Source organism: Trichormus variabilis 0441 (assembly GCF_009856605.1).
Taxonomy (GTDB): Bacteria; Cyanobacteriota; Cyanobacteriia; order Cyanobacteriales; family Nostocaceae; genus Trichormus; species Trichormus variabilis.
This window is the reverse complement of the sequence record NZ_CP047242.1, coordinates 5,679,234-5,695,503: the sequence shown is the minus strand read 5'-3', so window position 1 is coordinate 5,695,503 and position 16,270 is coordinate 5,679,234. Positions and strand designations below refer to the sequence as shown.

13 protein-coding genes are annotated in these 16,270 nt (G+C 42.5%); 5 read left to right on the top strand and 8 right to left on the bottom strand.

What is annotated here, in order from left to right:
- Window position 1 precedes the first annotated feature (1 nt).
- The 4 genes from GSQ19_RS23515 to GSQ19_RS23500 all read right to left on the bottom strand — a co-directional run bounded on the left by GSQ19_RS23515 (window position 2) and on the right by GSQ19_RS23500 (window position 4,666).
- The gene (locus GSQ19_RS23515; RefSeq protein ID WP_011320243.1) at window positions 2-1,378 is read right to left on the bottom strand and encodes a sensor histidine kinase; all 1,377 of its coding nucleotides are present in this window, start codon (window positions 1,376-1,378) and stop codon (window positions 2-4) included.
- Between the two features lie 347 nt (window positions 1,379-1,725).
- Window positions 1,726-4,233 carry a cell division protein HetF gene (gene hetF, locus GSQ19_RS23510; protein WP_011320242.1) on the bottom strand — a complete coding sequence of 836 codons (2,508 nt, stop codon included), beginning with the start codon at window positions 4,231-4,233 and terminating at the stop codon, window positions 1,726-1,728.
- An 8-nt stretch (window positions 4,234-4,241) separates the two neighbouring features.
- Window positions 4,242-4,394: a hypothetical protein gene (locus GSQ19_RS23505; RefSeq protein ID WP_153228431.1), complete on the bottom strand. Its 153-nt coding sequence runs from the start codon at window positions 4,392-4,394 to the stop codon at window positions 4,242-4,244.
- A 128-nt stretch (window positions 4,395-4,522) separates the two neighbouring features.
- Window positions 4,523-4,666: a hypothetical protein gene (locus GSQ19_RS23500; protein ID WP_153228430.1), complete on the bottom strand. Its 144-nt coding sequence runs from the start codon at window positions 4,664-4,666 to the stop codon at window positions 4,523-4,525.
- 1,841 nt (window positions 4,667-6,507) lie between these two features.
- Here GSQ19_RS23500 and GSQ19_RS23495 point away from each other — a divergent pair.
- On the top strand, window positions 6,508-6,825 hold the full coding sequence (locus GSQ19_RS23495) for a hypothetical protein (RefSeq protein ID WP_011320241.1): 318 nt from the start codon (window positions 6,508-6,510) through the stop codon (window positions 6,823-6,825).
- Between the two features lie 63 nt (window positions 6,826-6,888).
- Here the strand turns inward: GSQ19_RS23495 and GSQ19_RS23490 are convergent, their stop codons facing one another.
- The gene (locus GSQ19_RS23490; protein ID WP_011320240.1) at window positions 6,889-7,125 is read right to left on the bottom strand and encodes a hypothetical protein; all 237 of its coding nucleotides are present in this window, start codon (window positions 7,123-7,125) and stop codon (window positions 6,889-6,891) included.
- Between the two features lie 81 nt (window positions 7,126-7,206).
- Window positions 7,207-9,054, bottom strand: a complete 1,848-nt coding sequence (locus tag GSQ19_RS23485) for a S8 family peptidase (protein WP_011320239.1) — start codon at window positions 9,052-9,054, stop codon at window positions 7,207-7,209.
- A 126-nt stretch (window positions 9,055-9,180) separates the two neighbouring features.
- Between GSQ19_RS23485 and GSQ19_RS23480 the strand changes: the two genes are divergently transcribed.
- From GSQ19_RS23480 to thiD, 3 genes are all read left to right on the top strand, one after another.
- On the top strand, window positions 9,181-9,612 hold the full coding sequence (locus GSQ19_RS23480; protein WP_011320238.1) for a hypothetical protein: 432 nt from the start codon (window positions 9,181-9,183) through the stop codon (window positions 9,610-9,612).
- Window positions 9,613-9,784: 172 nt separating this feature from the next.
- Entirely contained in the window at window positions 9,785-11,419 is a 1,635-nt protein-coding gene (locus GSQ19_RS23475; protein WP_011320237.1) for a hypothetical protein, read from the top strand.
- A gap of 9 nt (window positions 11,420-11,428) precedes the next feature.
- Window positions 11,429-12,256, top strand: a complete 828-nt coding sequence (gene thiD / locus GSQ19_RS23470; protein WP_011320236.1) for a bifunctional hydroxymethylpyrimidine kinase/phosphomethylpyrimidine kinase — start codon at window positions 11,429-11,431, stop codon at window positions 12,254-12,256.
- Window positions 12,257-12,356: 100 nt separating this feature from the next.
- On the opposite strand, the gene GSQ19_RS23465 is transcribed toward thiD, so the two are convergent.
- Entirely contained in the window at window positions 12,357-13,199 is an 843-nt protein-coding gene (locus tag GSQ19_RS23465) for a LolA family protein (protein WP_011320235.1), read from the bottom strand.
- Between the two features lie 264 nt (window positions 13,200-13,463).
- Between GSQ19_RS23465 and eno the strand changes: the two genes are divergently transcribed.
- Window positions 13,464-14,753, top strand: a complete 1,290-nt coding sequence (gene eno / locus GSQ19_RS23460) for a phosphopyruvate hydratase (RefSeq protein WP_011320234.1) — start codon at window positions 13,464-13,466, stop codon at window positions 14,751-14,753.
- 86 nt (window positions 14,754-14,839) lie between these two features.
- On the opposite strand, the gene argC is transcribed toward eno, so the two are convergent.
- Window positions 14,840-15,898, bottom strand: coding sequence for an N-acetyl-gamma-glutamyl-phosphate reductase (argC, locus tag GSQ19_RS23455; protein WP_011320233.1), 1,059 nt, complete (start codon window positions 15,896-15,898; stop codon window positions 14,840-14,842).
- Window positions 15,899-16,270: the final 372 nt, after the last annotated feature.

Sequence of the window (16,270 nt, the reverse complement as noted above, 5' to 3'; positions counted from 1 at the left end):
TTCATTTGCCGACTCCTTGAAATTTGAGCGGAATTTTAATAATGAACTCGGCTCCTTGTCCTAAACTAGATACACAATCCATCTGTCCACCATGTTTCTCAACGATAATCTGATGGCAAATAGATAACCCTAAGCCAGTACCTTTACCTACAGGTTTAGTAGTGAAAAACGGGTCAAACAATCGCTGTTTTGCCTCTTCTGGAATTCCTATCCCATTGTCAGCAATGCGAATTACTACTTGCTGATCACCTATAATTTCTGTCCGAATGATAATTTGTGGCTTAGTTACCATTCCCGGATATTTGACTGTGGATTCTTCTAAAGCATCAATGGCATTGCTGAGAAGATTCATAAATACTTGATTGAGTAAACCAGCATAGCAATCAACTAGAGGCAGGTTCTCATATTCTTTGATAACGTTAATAGGGTGAGTAATGTTTGGGTTTTTGAGCCGACTTTGTAAAATTAGCAGAGTACTATCAATACCTTCATGAATATCCACCAATTTTCTATCAGATTCATCCAGACGAGAGAAATTGCGTAAAGAGCGAATAATTTGTACGATCCGATCGCACCCACTCCGCATAGAAGTTAGTAGATTAGGTAAATCATGGGTAATGAAGCCCAGTTCACTTTCAGCGATCGCAGTTGCAATTTCCTCCACAGGATGGGGATAATTATTTTGGTATAAATTGATGAGGTTGAGTAATTGCTGGGTATAGTCAATAGTGTGAACAAGATTACCAGCAATAAAGTTGATGGGATTATTAACTTCATGAGCAATACCCGCGACTAACTGACCTAAAGCCGCCATTTTCTCATTTTGCAATAGTTGAGTATAGTTATTTTGCAGGTCACGAAATCCTGCCTTAGCTATTCGTGATTGTTTTTTGACGTGTTGTAGTTTTTCTAGGGTGAGAGCATGAATTTGGGAGTTAGCTAAAAGCAACTGATGAAAATCAAGTACCTTATACTTTCCCGATGAACTTTTCACTAAAATTGGTTCATAGACAAGTCTAGGCGATCGCTGCAATGCTTCCTGAGTAGCTTCTGTAACTAACTGATGTGCAGGAAAGATAAAAACCTGTGGTTTGAGAAAATTGTAGAGACTTTCAATCGGGCGCATCGAAAACAAGCCAAAACTATAAGGACGACTCATACACTCAAAAAAACTCTGTCGTGAAATCATCCCTACAACTTGTTGATGATCAGTTAAGATAACTCCTGGCAATAAAGGCTCATGCTCAAAACATCTAATCAATTTGTTACCTGGAAGATGAATTTCCACCTCAACATCCCACACAGGTAATTCTTGTAACGTAGAATCTAATCTCAGGCTCAAATCATGACCATTTTTTACGCTTTGACTGGCGAGCATAATTTTGTTCCTTTGGGCCTTAAGTATTTTTGCTACTTTTCACTCCGAACAATTACAGTTCAGCCAATTACTAAAAAAGCAGTATCCCCATATTTATTTTTCCCAAAGTACTTTTACAAATTTTCACAATAGCGACTATCTAGCCTGCACTTCACAAAATCTTTATATGCGTCAAGTCGCTTCTCTACGAGACGCTACGCGTTAAGCGAAGCTATGCCGCAGGCTTTACGCTCCAATTCAAAATTCAAAATTCAAAATTCAAAATTCAAAATTAAAGACCTCACGGATAAATCCGGGGGCTTGTATCCTTTTTTTGTTCGGTCAGTTAGTCCCTACTCCCCATTTCCTCATCTTCCCCTACTTTGCTTGGGGCTTTTTTGTTGCAGAAGCGATCGCCAGTCTCGGAGACTATTTTCTGTCCATAGCCAATTTTTGCTCAATTCGTCTAGCTGAAAATTGATGGGATCTTTTTCTAAAACTGTTTGTCGTAATTTGAGGGCTTCATTTATATATTGCGCCTGTTTATCGGGAGGGAAATTACGGTTACGGGCATTTTTATACATCCCCAATGCTAAACCAGCATAGGCAGGTAAAGCCTCAATCGGTACATCTGCTTTAGGGGAAACTTCGGCAGCATCAGCAGTATTCACTTGTTTAAGTCCTAAACTTATTGCTTGAAACCAAGAGTTATTGGCTCGATTGATATTACCCTCAGCATAATAGGCAAATCCTAAAGCATTGATATATGAAAGCGATTTTGGGTTAGCTTTCACCGCTCTTTCCCAATAACGACGGGCATCATCAATACTGTATTTTTTATCTCCTGTTTGGATAGACTGCCAAGCTAATCTTCCTCTGAGGAAGTTAACTGATGCCTGTTTTTCTTGGTTGGCAGGAATTAATTGTAATGCCGTTTGGGCGGGTTGTAGTGCGTTGCGATTGAGTAATTCTTCTACAGCTGCCAATCCTGGTTCCAAATCACCTTGATTCAATTTTTCTGTGGCAATGGCTGTCACCATTCCCGTAGGCATTTGGCGTAAATCCGTTGGGGGCTGAGTCTCAACTGGTAAAGATGGGGTGGGAATGGGGGGTATGTCGCGTACTACTGATGTCTGGCGACTTTGCCACCAACTAAAGATCAGTATAATGGCGATCGCACCCACCCCAATCATCCCGAAAATCTGCCAACGCTGGCGACGGACACGATTTCTCGATGCCAGGAGGCGGAAATTTTCTAAGTCTTGGTTCAGGTTTTGAGCAGTATGATGAGTTGCCGGAGGTACAATTCTGGAGAAATCTTCCCTGGGTGCAGTTGCAATCGGTCGTTCTAGATGACTATCTGGTAAAGGTTGTCTAACTTCTGGAGGTACTTCAGTTTCTTCATCCCCTATAATTTGCTGGTCTAGTTGGCGAAATATATCGGAAACAAAAGCCGAATCTTCGGCATAACTTGGGTCATCATACTCAATCTCATCCACGAGATCACCCCAAGTTTCTTCCCCTAACCAGTCAACTCCTGAAGAGTCATGCACTAAACCAGAGGGCATCATATCCTCAATTGGTAAAGACATTTCCCCATCATCCAGCACACCAGAGTAAGTGGATGCGGTATTTGCTGCTAAAGATGAACTATATTCATCCAGGGAACCAACACTTGTAGCCGCAGAGAGTTTGGGGCTAAGGAAACCGTCAAATTCCGGTTGGAGATATAAAATTGGTAATGCCCAGTAAAGCTGGTGTGAACCATAGGCAGAAATTAATCCCTGACGTACCCGACTCACACATAAATCTACAGGATATCCTTGACTCAAGTTTCGATAAAACAATTGCGTGAGAGTCAGCGCCACTTCATCAGGAATACGTTCCGACATGGCCAAGACGCTTTGAATACCCCGCTTAACTAAACTATCTGTAAGGTTGCGTTCTCCTGTGTCGCCACTATTATCAAAGCTAGCGGTGTAGGTACCCCAACAGGAGTTAAACACCGCCATTTGGATATTATTATTAACCAACAAACCCGCTAAATCGTCGCCACATAGGGTTTCTGTTAAGCCAGTCCGGCTACTAACCAAATAAATTTCCCCACCATTCGGCCCCAAGTTACTATGACCGGAGTAGTGTAAAACATGATATCTGCCTTGTTCTAAAGCCTGGGTTACTTCTTCCCTCCCTGGCTGGTTGAGTAGGGTGAGATCAATTTCTGGGAGATAATTACCACCTTCAATTGATCTCGGTAGCTGACGATGTAGTTCCGCTTGCAGTCGAATAGATTCTTGTTTCAGCAGATCCAAACTCGCTTGATCTGTGGGTGATGCAAGGATCATTAAAACTCTCACAACCCCATCTTCTGGTAGCTTGAGTCTGTTGGCTGAAGGTACACGGGAAGTTGGGGAAATACCACTTTGGTAGCGAGAGAAAGCAATATAAGGGCCTGTGGCTAGGGGGCGATCGCCTGCGTGCATCACTTCCCACGGCAGACGTGCTAACCTAGTATCCTTGAGACCCAACCGTAAACGTAGTACTTGTTGGTGGTTTTGAGCAATACCTTGGGCTGTAATCAAGCTATCTCTGAGAGTACCTTGAAACAGTGCGTTATATAATTGTTGACCTAATGCTACTAAATTAACAGAGTTGCGGGCGATCGCACTTTCCCGCCCCATAGAAAGAAACGCATCTCCCTGCAAAACTGATTTCAATGGGTCATTCATCAAATGCCCAGCCGCCGCCAACCAATCAGCTACAGGCCATGTCACCAGTTCTTCTGCCAAAGGTACCCCAGGCGCGACTTCTTCCGTCCGCACCAAGTAGTCATTCTGCCCTACTGGGGTTACAGAAATGTGAAATTCCTGGGACACAACTTCTCCTATCTGCCTCCTAAATCTAGTTTGAAACGCCAAAGTTTCAATTCGATTTCCTTCTTTTCCTGTAAATCTAGATGCAGCAAGCCATTGAATGTTTCTCCACTCAAAGGTTTTGCTGGTTCTACATCTACAACTTTATCCGGATTGGTTAGCATCTGCCCAGAACACTTTAACGGTAGATGCACCTTGATCTTTAACTCCCCTAGTTGGTTGATAGCCACTGGGGGTTTTTTCTATAACTAGCATATACTTAGATTATTCTACTGTCTTAGGCAGGGAAAATTTACCAATTCTCAAAGACAGACCTTAACGAATAAGTATTTTGTCTAACTTTTAAAAAAGTTTCATCATTAATTTCCCAGTTGGCAAACATGGAATAGCCATCTTTGATATTTACCCAGTAACAATCATCATTGTGCAGATTCATCCGGAATTAGTTGAATATGGGTAGAACAATTAATTGGTAGATGCACCCTGATAACTAACTCCCCTAGCTGGCTAACACCGACTGGGGGCTTTTTTTATGTTCATAAATAACCAGCATCATTGTGCAGATTCATCCGGAATTAGTTGAATATGGGTAGAACAATTAATTGGTAGATGCACCCTGATAACTAACTCCCCTAGCTGGCTAACACCGACTGGGGGCTTTTTTTATGTTCATAAATAACCAGCATCATTGTGCAGATTCATCCGGAATTAGTTGAATATGGGTAGAACAATTAATTGTGCACCCTGATAACTAACTCCCTAGCTGGCTAACACCGACTGGGGGCTTTTTTTATGTTCATAAATAGCCAGCATCATTGTGCAGATTCATCCGGAATTAGCTGAATATGGGTAGAACAATTAATTGGTAGATGCACCCTGATAACTAACTCCCCTAGCTGGCTAACACCGACTGGGGGCTTTTTTTATGTTCATAAATAACCAGCATCATTGTGCAGATTCATCCGGAATTAGTTGAATATGGGTAGAACAATCAATTGGTAGATGCACCCTGATAACTAACTCCCCTAGCTGGCTAACACCGACTGGGGGCTTTTTTTATGTTCATAAATAACCAGCATCATTGTGCAGATTCATCCGGAATTAGTTGAATATGGGTAGAACAATTAATTGGTAGATGCACCCTGATAACTAACTCCCCTAGCTGGCTAACACCGACTGGGGGCTTTTTTTATGTTCATAAATAACCAGCATCATTGTGCAGATTCATCCGGAATTAGTTGAATATGGGTAGAACAATTAATTGGTAGATGCACCCTGATAACTAACTCCCCTAGCTGGCTAACACCGACTGGGGGCTTTTTTTATGTGTAGCAATCAGTAACTTCATTGATCATAAGATTGTTGAAAATATACTGATTGCTGATGCAAAACCGATTATTTTGATGAACGTACCCTAATAAATAACTCTCCCCAGTGGCTGCCACTTGTAAGGGCTTTTTTTGTGAAAAAAAGCAACTTCATTTGTGACAATTTCATCCGGAACATCCTGTTGAATCAGAGAACAATTAATTGGTAGATGCACCCTGATAACTAACTCCCCTAGCTGGCTGCCACCACTAGGGGTTTTTTATTGGAAATGAACTACAGCACACCTTTGATGCAATTTATCCGGAAGACTGTAATTCAAAATAGAACAATTAATTGGTAGATGCACCTCAATAACTAACTCCCTAGTTTGGTTAATACTAACTGGTGATTGGTAGATGCACCTTGATAACTAACTCCCCTGTTTGGTTAATAGTAGGTAGGAGCTTTTTTCATCAACCTTTAGGTTGCTTGCCCTATGGATTGGTAGTTGCTTAGGGCTACAGTTTAGCTCAAGATCGGAGTTATATTCTAGCGCGGATGGAGTACTATTGCGATGAATGTCACCATCTTTTGACTAGAATTTCTTGAGTCTTAGGAATTATAACTTACTTTCGTTATTTTTAAATTAAATAAGTAATCTAAAAAAATGCTACCCTTTTGATTACTTATTTTGCGACTGCGATCGCTCTGGAATTTGATAGAAAATACCCTATTTGAGTGATGCGTTGGTATACTCTACCATCAATCCAGTTGATTTCTATATATTAGTTCACAAGTAGTGATGATTTTTGTGCAGAGAGAGCATATCTCAGCACTCATGTCTAGATTCTCTCAAAATTTTAATTTTTCTCTAGAAATTTTACTTTTACACCTGTAACAGTTTAATGTCTGTAGCCTAAGCGCTATGCTGAATAATATTGGCTAGATCAACAAGAGACACAGAGCTACATGAGTTTAGCTGTCATTAAGTTTTCCTCCGAAGAGTGCGGCATCTGCCACAAAATGGCTTTCTATGACCAAAAAGTGGCTGAAGAACTGGGTTTACAATTTATTGATGTCAAAATGCAGGATACGGCGGCTTATCGTAAGTATCGCAAGATTTTGCTGACTCAGTATCCCGATAAATCCGAAATGGGATGGCCTACTTATATTATCTGCGAGTCTCCCGAAGGAGAATTCAATATTATTGGTGAAGTTAAAGGAGGTCATCCCAAAGGTGAATTCAGAACTCGCTTACAGCAGGTTCTTGATTCTAGTAGTAATTAGGGGTGTAGGGGGGTAAGGGTGTAGGGGAAATGAGAGGGGTGAGGGAGATAATTTACTCAGCACTCATGACTCATCACTCAGAACTTCAAAAGATTTTACCTCTAGGACAGGGCCAATCATGGCGATAGTCATCACATCTTCGCGTACCTGTCCTTTTACCTTGGCTTTTTGTCCAGCCTTGAGTAATTCTTTGTCTGCGCCTCTGAGAATTTCGTAAGTAACGCCGTCATCTGAGACTAACGCCCATGCGCCAGTGCCAAGATTACGGCGTTCGATTTTGCCTGTGACTGTGATACTCATAAAAGTTGGGGATTGGGGAATAGGGGAAATGAGGAGGGTGAGAAGAGATAATACTTGTCTACTTTCTTACCCCACTCACTTCTACGCTGTTTTCTCTTCGTTTTTCAATGCTAAACGAGCTAGTGCATAACACAGTAGAGCATTGATAATTAGGAATATACGAGCTAAGTTCACATCATTTAGTCCCCAAACTGCTGGGTCTAAAACCGCACTGACGGTTAAACAAGCCGCTACGCCTAAAGTTGAACCGATGGCAAACCATTTCCAACTGGGATGACCTAATAGCAATGCTATTAACAAAATCGGAATCAACACACTGGCAAACACGGGGTTTAAAGCATTGCTTCCCTGTAAAGTGTTACCCAATTCGGGAATGGAACTACCCAAAACTCGGAATGGCCATTGGGGTAGGTCAAAAATATAGATTCCTTTGAGGAAGAATAGACCAGAGCTACCAAAAATCAAGCCACTGGATAAAGACCAACTCCAAGGGAAGGGGAGGTAAACCCGTAAAAACCAAGCTAATAGGTAAGAACCAACCACCATTAAGATTTTGGGTAATAGGGCTACAGCACCGCCATCAAACCAGAAACGGGGGTTGAGATAGCCGTTATCTCGCAACCAACGGAAGAAATCTTGGAAACTGATTTGTCCTTGGGCTGCTAATTTAACTGCGGCTTCGGCGTTGAGTTGTCCCGCACCGTAGTAGTTCAAGCCATCGTCTTGAATTACCCGCGCCGACTGTTTGAGTACTTCTAAAATTGCGTCTGGTTCTTTTACGCCACTAGCTTTAATTAAAGCAGCGACACCAGCAACGTGGGGTGCAGCCATGCTTGTTCCTTGGAGTCCCAGGAACACGCCTTCGCCTTCTTCGTTGATGGTTTCTTGCAGAATTGCACCTGCATCACTTCCACCAGGGGCAGAAATATCAACGCCAGCACCAAAGTTAGAATAGGGGGCTTTTTCGCCATCGGGGCCAAAGGCGGAAACACCAATTACATGGGGATAACGGGCGGGGTAGGAGGCGGAACTATCGTTTTCATTACCCGCAGCCGCGATAATAACTACGCCTTTATTATGGGCATAGTTGATAGCGTCTTTGAGTAATTGGCTTTCACCACCGCCACCCAAGCTCATATTAATCACATCTGCGCCTTTGTCAGCAGCAAATTTAATGGCTTCGGCAATATCAGCAACGGTTCCGCCACCGTAAGCACTCAGGACTTTTAAGGGCATGAGGCTGGCTTCGTAAGCAACTCCAGCTACCCCATATTTATTGTTGGTAGCTTGGGCGACTGTACCGGCGACGTGAGTACCGTGTCCGTTGTCATCTGTGGCTTCTACTCTATCGTTGACGAAATCGTAACCTTGAACAAATTTGGTTTCTTTTAAGTCACGTACCTGGGTAACACCAGTGTCGATGACTGCTACAGTTACGCCGCTACCTTTGGTTTGAGTCCATGCACCTTCTATACCAATTTTGTGGAGATTCCACTGTTTGCTGTAATATTCATCGTTGGGGCCAATTAAGGAGGAGTTAAACTCTTGCCTTTGTTCTTTTCCTAAGATTTCTCCTAACCAAACTGGTTTGGCTGGTGGAGTTAGCTTATAGATATAATTCGGCTCGATAATTTCTGTGGCTTTAGCAAAGGACGATTTTTGTAACGCTTTGAGTCGCTGGCGATCGCCTTTGATAATATAAACATGATCCTGCTCGGAAAATTTATTATCTAATTGGGGTGTAACGTTGTATTGTTGAGCGATCGCTTGTAAATCCTGTTTGATCACCTCGGCTGGAATATCTTCTCGAAAATCTAACAAAATTGTCTCGAATTCGCCTTTAGCTGCTAGTCCCTGAAAACTCAGGAAACCAAATACAGCAGATATCAGCCCGATGACAAACAAGCACAATAATATAAGTCTTCTCATATCAATTCATCACGCTTTTTGCCAGTTATTGCTCACTACGATAACCTATCTGCGTCCCTGATTGGTGTACTTTGTCATCTACTTAAATGTTTTTAGTTAAATCTTGCACATAGGAATATTTAAACAATGGAACGTGGTCTTTTCTGGTTGCCACTGTTAATCATTTTTTTCTGGTTAGCTTGGCAAGGCTCAAAAGAATATCAAAAAGTTGAAGCTTATCGTATTTGGGCAGAGCAATTTGATCGGGCTAAATATGATATCTACGCCGTATTGGGTCAAAAAGGTAACGACATTACCTGGGGTAAACCTACAGCAAAGGGTTTAATTGAAGTGCAAACTTTTTCTCTACTTGATGTACAAGAAATTCAACTTGTGGTAAATAATGAAGTCGTAAATTTAGATGCACCACCAGAGAAGGGTCGTTCTATCGAACTCAAGTTTAATTTTGCTGAGTCTGCTAGTTCGGTATTAGTTCCATTTACAGAAATTCCTTTAGCCGCAGAATGGGGTAAGTTTTTGCGGGGGGTCTTACAAAAATTACCAGAGGAACAAAATTAATCATTATATAGTCATGAATGTAATGGGAAAATTATAAGTTTTTATATTTCTATCTTTGTGGTCTAATTTATCAGTAATCATTGAGCATAATTCAGAAAAATCATCAGGCGATCGCGTAGTTAATATTAAAGCTCATTCACGGCAATGATATATAATTGCAGGGTAATAATTTATGCGAGCCAATATTCTGGGTTTTGGTATTATTTTCTTTCTGAGTGGTTGCACTACTAATATTGACAGTAACTCTCAAGCAGCAAATAATATTAACGCTAAAATAGAAAACTGTCCCCAGGCACAAGTAGTTTCCTTACCCGCACCCAACAAAGATGAAGGTTTCTACGATAGGTTTGATTTTCACATCCGCAATATTGTCGCTGATGGTGACACAGTTAAGTTTCAGACTTTAAAACAGGATTTTGTTTTCTGTCGTGGTAATAATAATTGGACAGTCCAATCTGGGACTTTACCCAAGGAACTGCAACCAGAAAATAATTACGCCACCTTTGCACAAGAATTGGTAAATCCAAAATTTAAAAATATTGATTTCCAAGGTAAAACATATCAGTATCGAGTTGCTAGACAACCACAGTTCACCTTGGGGGAAAACAATAATATTTCTCGACCGGATGTAACAGACCCCGCGAAAGATGCAGTTGTTTTTGAGTTAATTAACCCCAACAATCAAAATACTCAAAGACAAACTTTATATACACTAAAAGATTTACAAGAAATAGCAGTCAAGGCGGGATATTCTGCGGCAGGAAATCAATTAGGCTTCCCTCAAATTACATCTGCTAGTGTTTACAATGACCGTGTTTGGTGGTCAGTGGCTTTTGAACAAGGCGAAGGCAATAACGGCATTGCTACCATCATCAGTTATGACCCAAAAACTGATAAATTTAACATCATTCAACCAGAAGCACTGTGGTTTACTCAAATTACTGATTTAGCCATCACTGGCAACCCTAATAACCCTACATTTTGGGTGGGTACTAATATTAGTGGCGAAGGAAATCTCTACATTCCATCTCAAGGACTGGTGGCTTATCGCCCAGATTCACAAAATCCTAATAGAGGTTCTTTAACTGCTTACACTGTCAATAACAGCCCAATTGTCGGGGCAATTCCTGACAAACTCAGATTAGAAAATGACAAACTTTGGGTTAGTACTGCCAACGGTGTTTGTCAAGTTAAGTGGGAAACTGCTGATAATCCTGAAAGTTGGAATTGTTGGCGATTTGCCACAATGACTAAACTACCCCAGCAACTACCAATCTACAGCGCCCTAACCAATAAAACACCAGTCGCTTCTTTATCTAGCGGGGATGATATTGAGGTTTTATGGTGGAGTCCCGTCAACTATCAGACTCAAAAGGGACGTTATGAAGTGAGATATTCCCCAGGCTTCACTGTGGAGTTAGAAGAAGGTGCGAGTACTTATCAGTTTCCGCGTTCTCTATCACCAGGAAAAATATCCGTTGATTGGCCTGGTGTTGAGTGGAATTGGAATGGAGAACGTTTTGTACGCGGTTTTGATGAAGTTTCTCTGAATTTATCTGGTGGCGGCCCAAGGGGTATTGGTTCTGGTCAACTGCAACCGGAGGTTCCCATCAATTGGAATACAATGCGCGGTGATTTAGAATTACTCGATTTGTCTACAAAATCTACCAAGGTAAAATATTACTCTGGTTGGGTAGATGATACTGCACTCAAACCCTATCTCACGGTTATATCCCAAACTAGACCCCAAAACCCTCAACCAAACCCTTTGGCAGCAGTAGCCAAGCAACTACCATCTCGTCAGTAATCTTCGCTTATGAATGCTGAAACAATATCCAGGGTTCCTGTTGCATTAACCATTGCCGGTTCCGATAGTGGCGGCGGTGCAGGAATTCAAGCTGATTTACGCACCTTTGCCTTTCATTGTGTCCACGGTACTAGCGCTATAACCTGCGTCACGGCACAAAATACCTTGGGAGTAGCCAGAGTTGACGCTATGTCGCCGGAGGCAGTTGCAGCCCAAATACAAGCCGTTGTGGAGGATATTGGTGTACAGGCAGCGAAAACTGGTATGTTGCTCAATCAAGGAATTATCGCTACTGTTGCCCAGCAAGTGGAAACTTTAGGAATAAATAACTTAGTAGTTGACCCGGTAATGGTTTCACGGACTGGGGCGCAATTAATTGATGATAATGCTATCAAGACTCTGCGCCAGCAACTAATCCCTCTGGCGGCGATAATTACACCCAACAGGTACGAAGCCCAAATTTTAAGCGGTTTACCGATAAATACCCTAGATGATATGAGGGCAGCAGCTCAAGTAATTCACCGCAATTTAAAAGCAAAGGCTGTGTTAGTCAAGGGTGGAGGGATGCAGGGAAATGCCCGTGGTGTGGATATTTGGTTTGATGGACAACATCTAGAAACCCTGACAACAAAGCAGGTAGATACCAAAAATACTCACGGTACTGGTTGTACTTTATCAGCTGCGATCGCCTCCAATCTAGCAAAGGGTCAAAATTTGCACCAAGCTGTAACTCAAGCAAAGGAATATGTCACTACTGCACTCACTTACTCCCTCAATATTGGGCAAGGACAAGGGCCAGTAGGGCATTTCTTTCAGTTGTTACAAAATGATGGGTAAGGGGTGTAGGGGTGTAGGGGTATATGGGTGTAGGGAGTAAATTTCGTCCCCAGTCCCTAATCCCCAGTCCCCAGTCCCCAATCCCCAATCCCCAGTCATCTCACAAAGGGCTAATAGAGAGGGTTTTCACTCTTTGAGTACCTTTAGGCGGTACAAATCGGAAAGTATTGGCATTGATAGTAGGATTTACTGTTTTACTTAAGATTTTTTCGGTTAAGAGAATATCTAAATCGTCTGATTTGCCGGCTAATTGTACTTGCTGGAGAATAGCTGTTTCCAGATTGACGAAGGCGCTTAATGTAAATCCGTCTTTTGGGTCTTTGTAGTCATACACGTAAGCTGTTTGACCATCAAATTTACGTGTTTCTCCCTTGAGTTCGCCGTTACTAACCAAGCCAAGGTATGTCAAAACATTTTTGTCTGATAAGTTACCATCAACAACAACTTTTCTATCTTCCTCTGGGAAATCTAGAAAAACAAAAGAGGAGATACCAATTAAAACCCAGTCGCTAGAGTCTTTAAAATCTTGATAGGAAGTAACGGAATATTGTCGCAAATCGGAGCGATAAATCCACACTTGTTTACCGTCAGAAATAACTAAGTTACCAGTTTTGGCAGCTTCTCCTGGCTTTGTATAAGCAACTTCAGCCCGAAACTTTTTCCCTGACTGGGTAATCATTCTACTTTGCAAGTAAATTGTCGTCTCAGTACCTTTACTACCGACTTTAAATTCTATCTGAGAATCAGTTTGATGGCGATCGCTTTGTAAGAGATTGGTAACACTTTTCGCCAGCAAAGATAAATCTAACGGTTCTGTAGCTTGACTAATGCTGGTGGCATGATTAAGAGGCTGCTGGGGTAGACGTAATTGGACAGCATTTGCCGCTTCCCCGAACATAGCCAGACCAGTAAAAAAGGCGATCGCTTTTAAAGTAAATTTCATGAGTATTCCTCATTTGACTGTAATCGATTTTACTCGCTGCAATAATTATCTCCAGTAAAAAAATTGACTATTAACTGTTGGCTATTGACTATTGGCCAAAAAATAATTCAAAATCCAAAGTCCGTGCATTGGGCATAGACTTACCCAATCTTTGGAAATCTTCATTTAATCTCAGCCAATAAGTCGCCTCAGCGCCTATGCTAGCGATGGGGTTGAAGCATTCGATTGTGTGCGATCAACGGTAAGAAGGAGACGAATAGATCAATGAGTAATATTGTCGATACAGCCATTGAGGCAATTGTCGCCCGCGAAATTCTCGACTCACGCGGTAGACCAACAATAGAAGCGGAAGTACATTTATTAAGCGGTGCTGTCGGCTTGGCACAAGTTCCTAGCGGCGCTTCCACAGGCACATTTGAAGCCCATGAACTCAGGGACAAAGATAAAAGCCGTTACGGCGGTAAAGGGGTACTCAAGGCTGTACACAACGTGAATGAAGTACTAGCCCCAAAGTTAATTGATTTGGATGCTATTAACCAAGAACTCATCGACCGGACGATGATTGCCCTTGATGGTTCTGGTAACAAATCAAATTTGGGTGCAAATGCGATTTTAGCCGTTTCTTTGGCAGCTGCTAGAGCCGGGGCGGCATCTTTGGGGATTCCCCTATATCGTTACTTAGGCGGCCCTTTGGCGAATTTGTTGCCTGTGCCTTTGATGAACGTGATTAACGGCGGGGCGCACGCTGCTAATAACGTGGATTTCCAAGAATTTATGATCGTTCCCGTTGGTGCAACTTCCTTCCGGGAAGCCCTGCGTTGGGGTGCTGAGGTATTTGCTACCCTCAGTGAAGTGCTGCATGATAAGGGCTTGCTGACAGGTGTAGGCGATGAAGGTGGTTTTGCACCTAACTTGGAATCCAATCAGGTAGCCTTGGAATTGCTAGTTGCAGCCATTGAAAAAGCAGGATACAAGCCAGGGGAACAAGTAGCCCTAGCGTTAGATGTGGCGGCTAGTGAATTTTATAAGGAAGGGCAGTATGTCTATGATGGTAGACCCCATGCACCAACCGAGTTTATCGATTACTTAGGGCAGTTGGTTGATCAATACCCAATTGTGTCCATTGAAGATGGCTTACACGAAGAAGATTGGCAAAATTGGCAATTACTCACCCAAAAAGTCGGTTCACGGGTGCAGTTAGTGGGCGATGACTTGTTTGTAACAAACGCTACCCGCTTACAAAAAGGCATCCAAGAAAAAGCAGGTAACGCCATTTTGATTAAACTCAATCAAATTGGTTCCTTGACTGAAACCCTAGAAACCATCGACTTAGGAACTCGTAACGGTTTCCGTTCAGTCATTAGCCATCGTTCTGGTGAAACAGAAGACACCACCATTGCTGATTTAGCCGTTGCTACCCGTGCAGGTCAAATCAAAACTGGTTCCCTCTGTCGTAGTGAACGGGTAGCCAAATACAACCGCTTGCTACGTATCGAAGATGAATTAGGCGATCGCGCTGTTTATGCTGGGGCTGTGGGTTTAGGGCCGAAATAGGGACTGGGGACTGGGGACTGGGGACTGGGGACTGGGGACAAATTAAATCCTCTTTCATTACCCAATACCCAATACCCAATACCCAATCACGGATAAAACCCCATCTTTGGTAAACCCAATGTCTCATCCCAACCCATCATAATGTTGAGACACTGAATTGCTTGACCCGCTTGGCCTTTAATCAGGTTGTCAATGGCTGACATGACAATTACCCGGCCAGTACGCGGGTCAACTTCTACACCGATATAACAAAGATTACTGCCCGCAGCCCATTTGGTTTGGGGATAAATGCCACTTTCACAGACTTTTATCCAAGGGGAATTACGGTAAAATGCTGTATAAATAGTAGTTAAATCATCTCCTACTAAACCGGGGTCGCGGAGGGTAGCGTATACAGTTGCTAAGGTTCCACGCACTATGGGGATCAGATGTGGCGTAAATTGGACTGTAACTTCGTGTCCTGCCAAATCGCTACAAATTTGCTCGATTTCTGGTGTGTGACGATGACGAACGACACTATAAGGGGCAAGAGAATTATCTGCTTCCGCTAGTAATAAATAAGTTTTGGCTTCCCTCCCGCCGCCAGATGTGCCGGATTTAGCGTCAACAATAGCGGTTTCCGGAACGATTAACCCTTGTTTTAACAGTGGTGATAATGCTAAGAGGCTAGCGGTGGGGTAGGAACCGGGACAACCGACTAACTGGGCTTCAGAGATGCGATCGCGGTACAGTTCCGGTAAACCATATACGGCGGTGTCAGCTGTCGGGCGATCGCTCCTTTCCACACCATACCAAGTGGTGTAAGTTGTCAAGTTACGGAATCGATAGTCTGCACTCAAATCCAGTACTTTACAGCCTTTTTCCAACAATGTTGGCACAATTTGACAAGCTAGACCATTCGGCATCGAGAGAAATACCACTTCGCAGCGACGCGCAATAACTTCTGGGTCTACTTCTTCAATTGATAATTTAACTGCATGAGCTAAATGGGGGTAGAGAGATGCAAAAGATTTACCTACACTACTCTCACCACCTAAATAAACTAGTTCAACTTCTGGATGATCCATCAGTAATCGGACTAACTGTACCCCACCATAGCCTGACGCGCCAACAATCCCAACGGGTACGCGCCCAAAATTGCCCATGTTATCAAATCCTTATCCGCTTTTGGTGAATCTGTGATCAGCTATTAACTATAGAACTTATGGTGAGTGATGAGTTATGTATACTGAGTTCCGTTAGCAGTAGCTGAGGTTGAGCCATGTGCAGAATTTTGAGTTTTGAGCCAAAAATCATAACCTCTAATCTTTAGTGTTGCCCTCGGAACTCAGCACTCAGGGACTCTAGTAAGTATGGTTTGTTCACAGTTAACCGTCAACTGTGAACAGCCAACACGAAAAGATATACAAGTTAAACCAAGGGCATTTTAGCGACAGAAATTTCTCCTTGTTATCAAAACATTGCTAGTCTATATCTCCGCCGTATAAACGAGCTACAATTTAGAATAAGAAATTGTT

Coding starts and splice junctions, on each gene's coding strand:
- GSQ19_RS23515 (WP_011320243.1), bottom strand. CDS start 1,378: ATGCTCGCCAGTCAAAGCGTAAAAAATGGTCATGATTTGAGCCTGAGA.
- GSQ19_RS23505 (WP_153228431.1), bottom strand. CDS start 4,394: ATGCTAACCAATCCGGATAAAGTTGTAGATGTAGAACCAGCAAAACCT.
- GSQ19_RS23500 (WP_153228430.1), bottom strand. CDS start 4,666: ATGAATCTGCACAATGATGATTGTTACTGGGTAAATATCAAAGATGGC.
- GSQ19_RS23495 (WP_011320241.1), top strand. CDS start 6,508: ATGAGTTTAGCTGTCATTAAGTTTTCCTCCGAAGAGTGCGGCATCTGC.
- GSQ19_RS23490 (WP_011320240.1), bottom strand. CDS start 7,125: ATGAGTATCACAGTCACAGGCAAAATCGAACGCCGTAATCTTGGCACT.
- GSQ19_RS23485 (WP_011320239.1), bottom strand. CDS start 9,054: ATGAGAAGACTTATATTATTGTGCTTGTTTGTCATCGGGCTGATATCT.
- GSQ19_RS23480 (WP_011320238.1), top strand. CDS start 9,181: ATGGAACGTGGTCTTTTCTGGTTGCCACTGTTAATCATTTTTTTCTGG.
- GSQ19_RS23475 (WP_011320237.1), top strand. CDS start 9,785: ATGCGAGCCAATATTCTGGGTTTTGGTATTATTTTCTTTCTGAGTGGT.
- thiD (WP_011320236.1), top strand. CDS start 11,429: ATGAATGCTGAAACAATATCCAGGGTTCCTGTTGCATTAACCATTGCC.
- GSQ19_RS23465 (WP_011320235.1), bottom strand. CDS start 13,199: ATGAAATTTACTTTAAAAGCGATCGCCTTTTTTACTGGTCTGGCTATG.
- eno (WP_011320234.1), top strand. CDS start 13,464: ATGAGTAATATTGTCGATACAGCCATTGAGGCAATTGTCGCCCGCGAA.
- argC (WP_011320233.1), bottom strand. CDS start 15,898: ATGGGCAATTTTGGGCGCGTACCCGTTGGGATTGTTGGCGCGTCAGGC.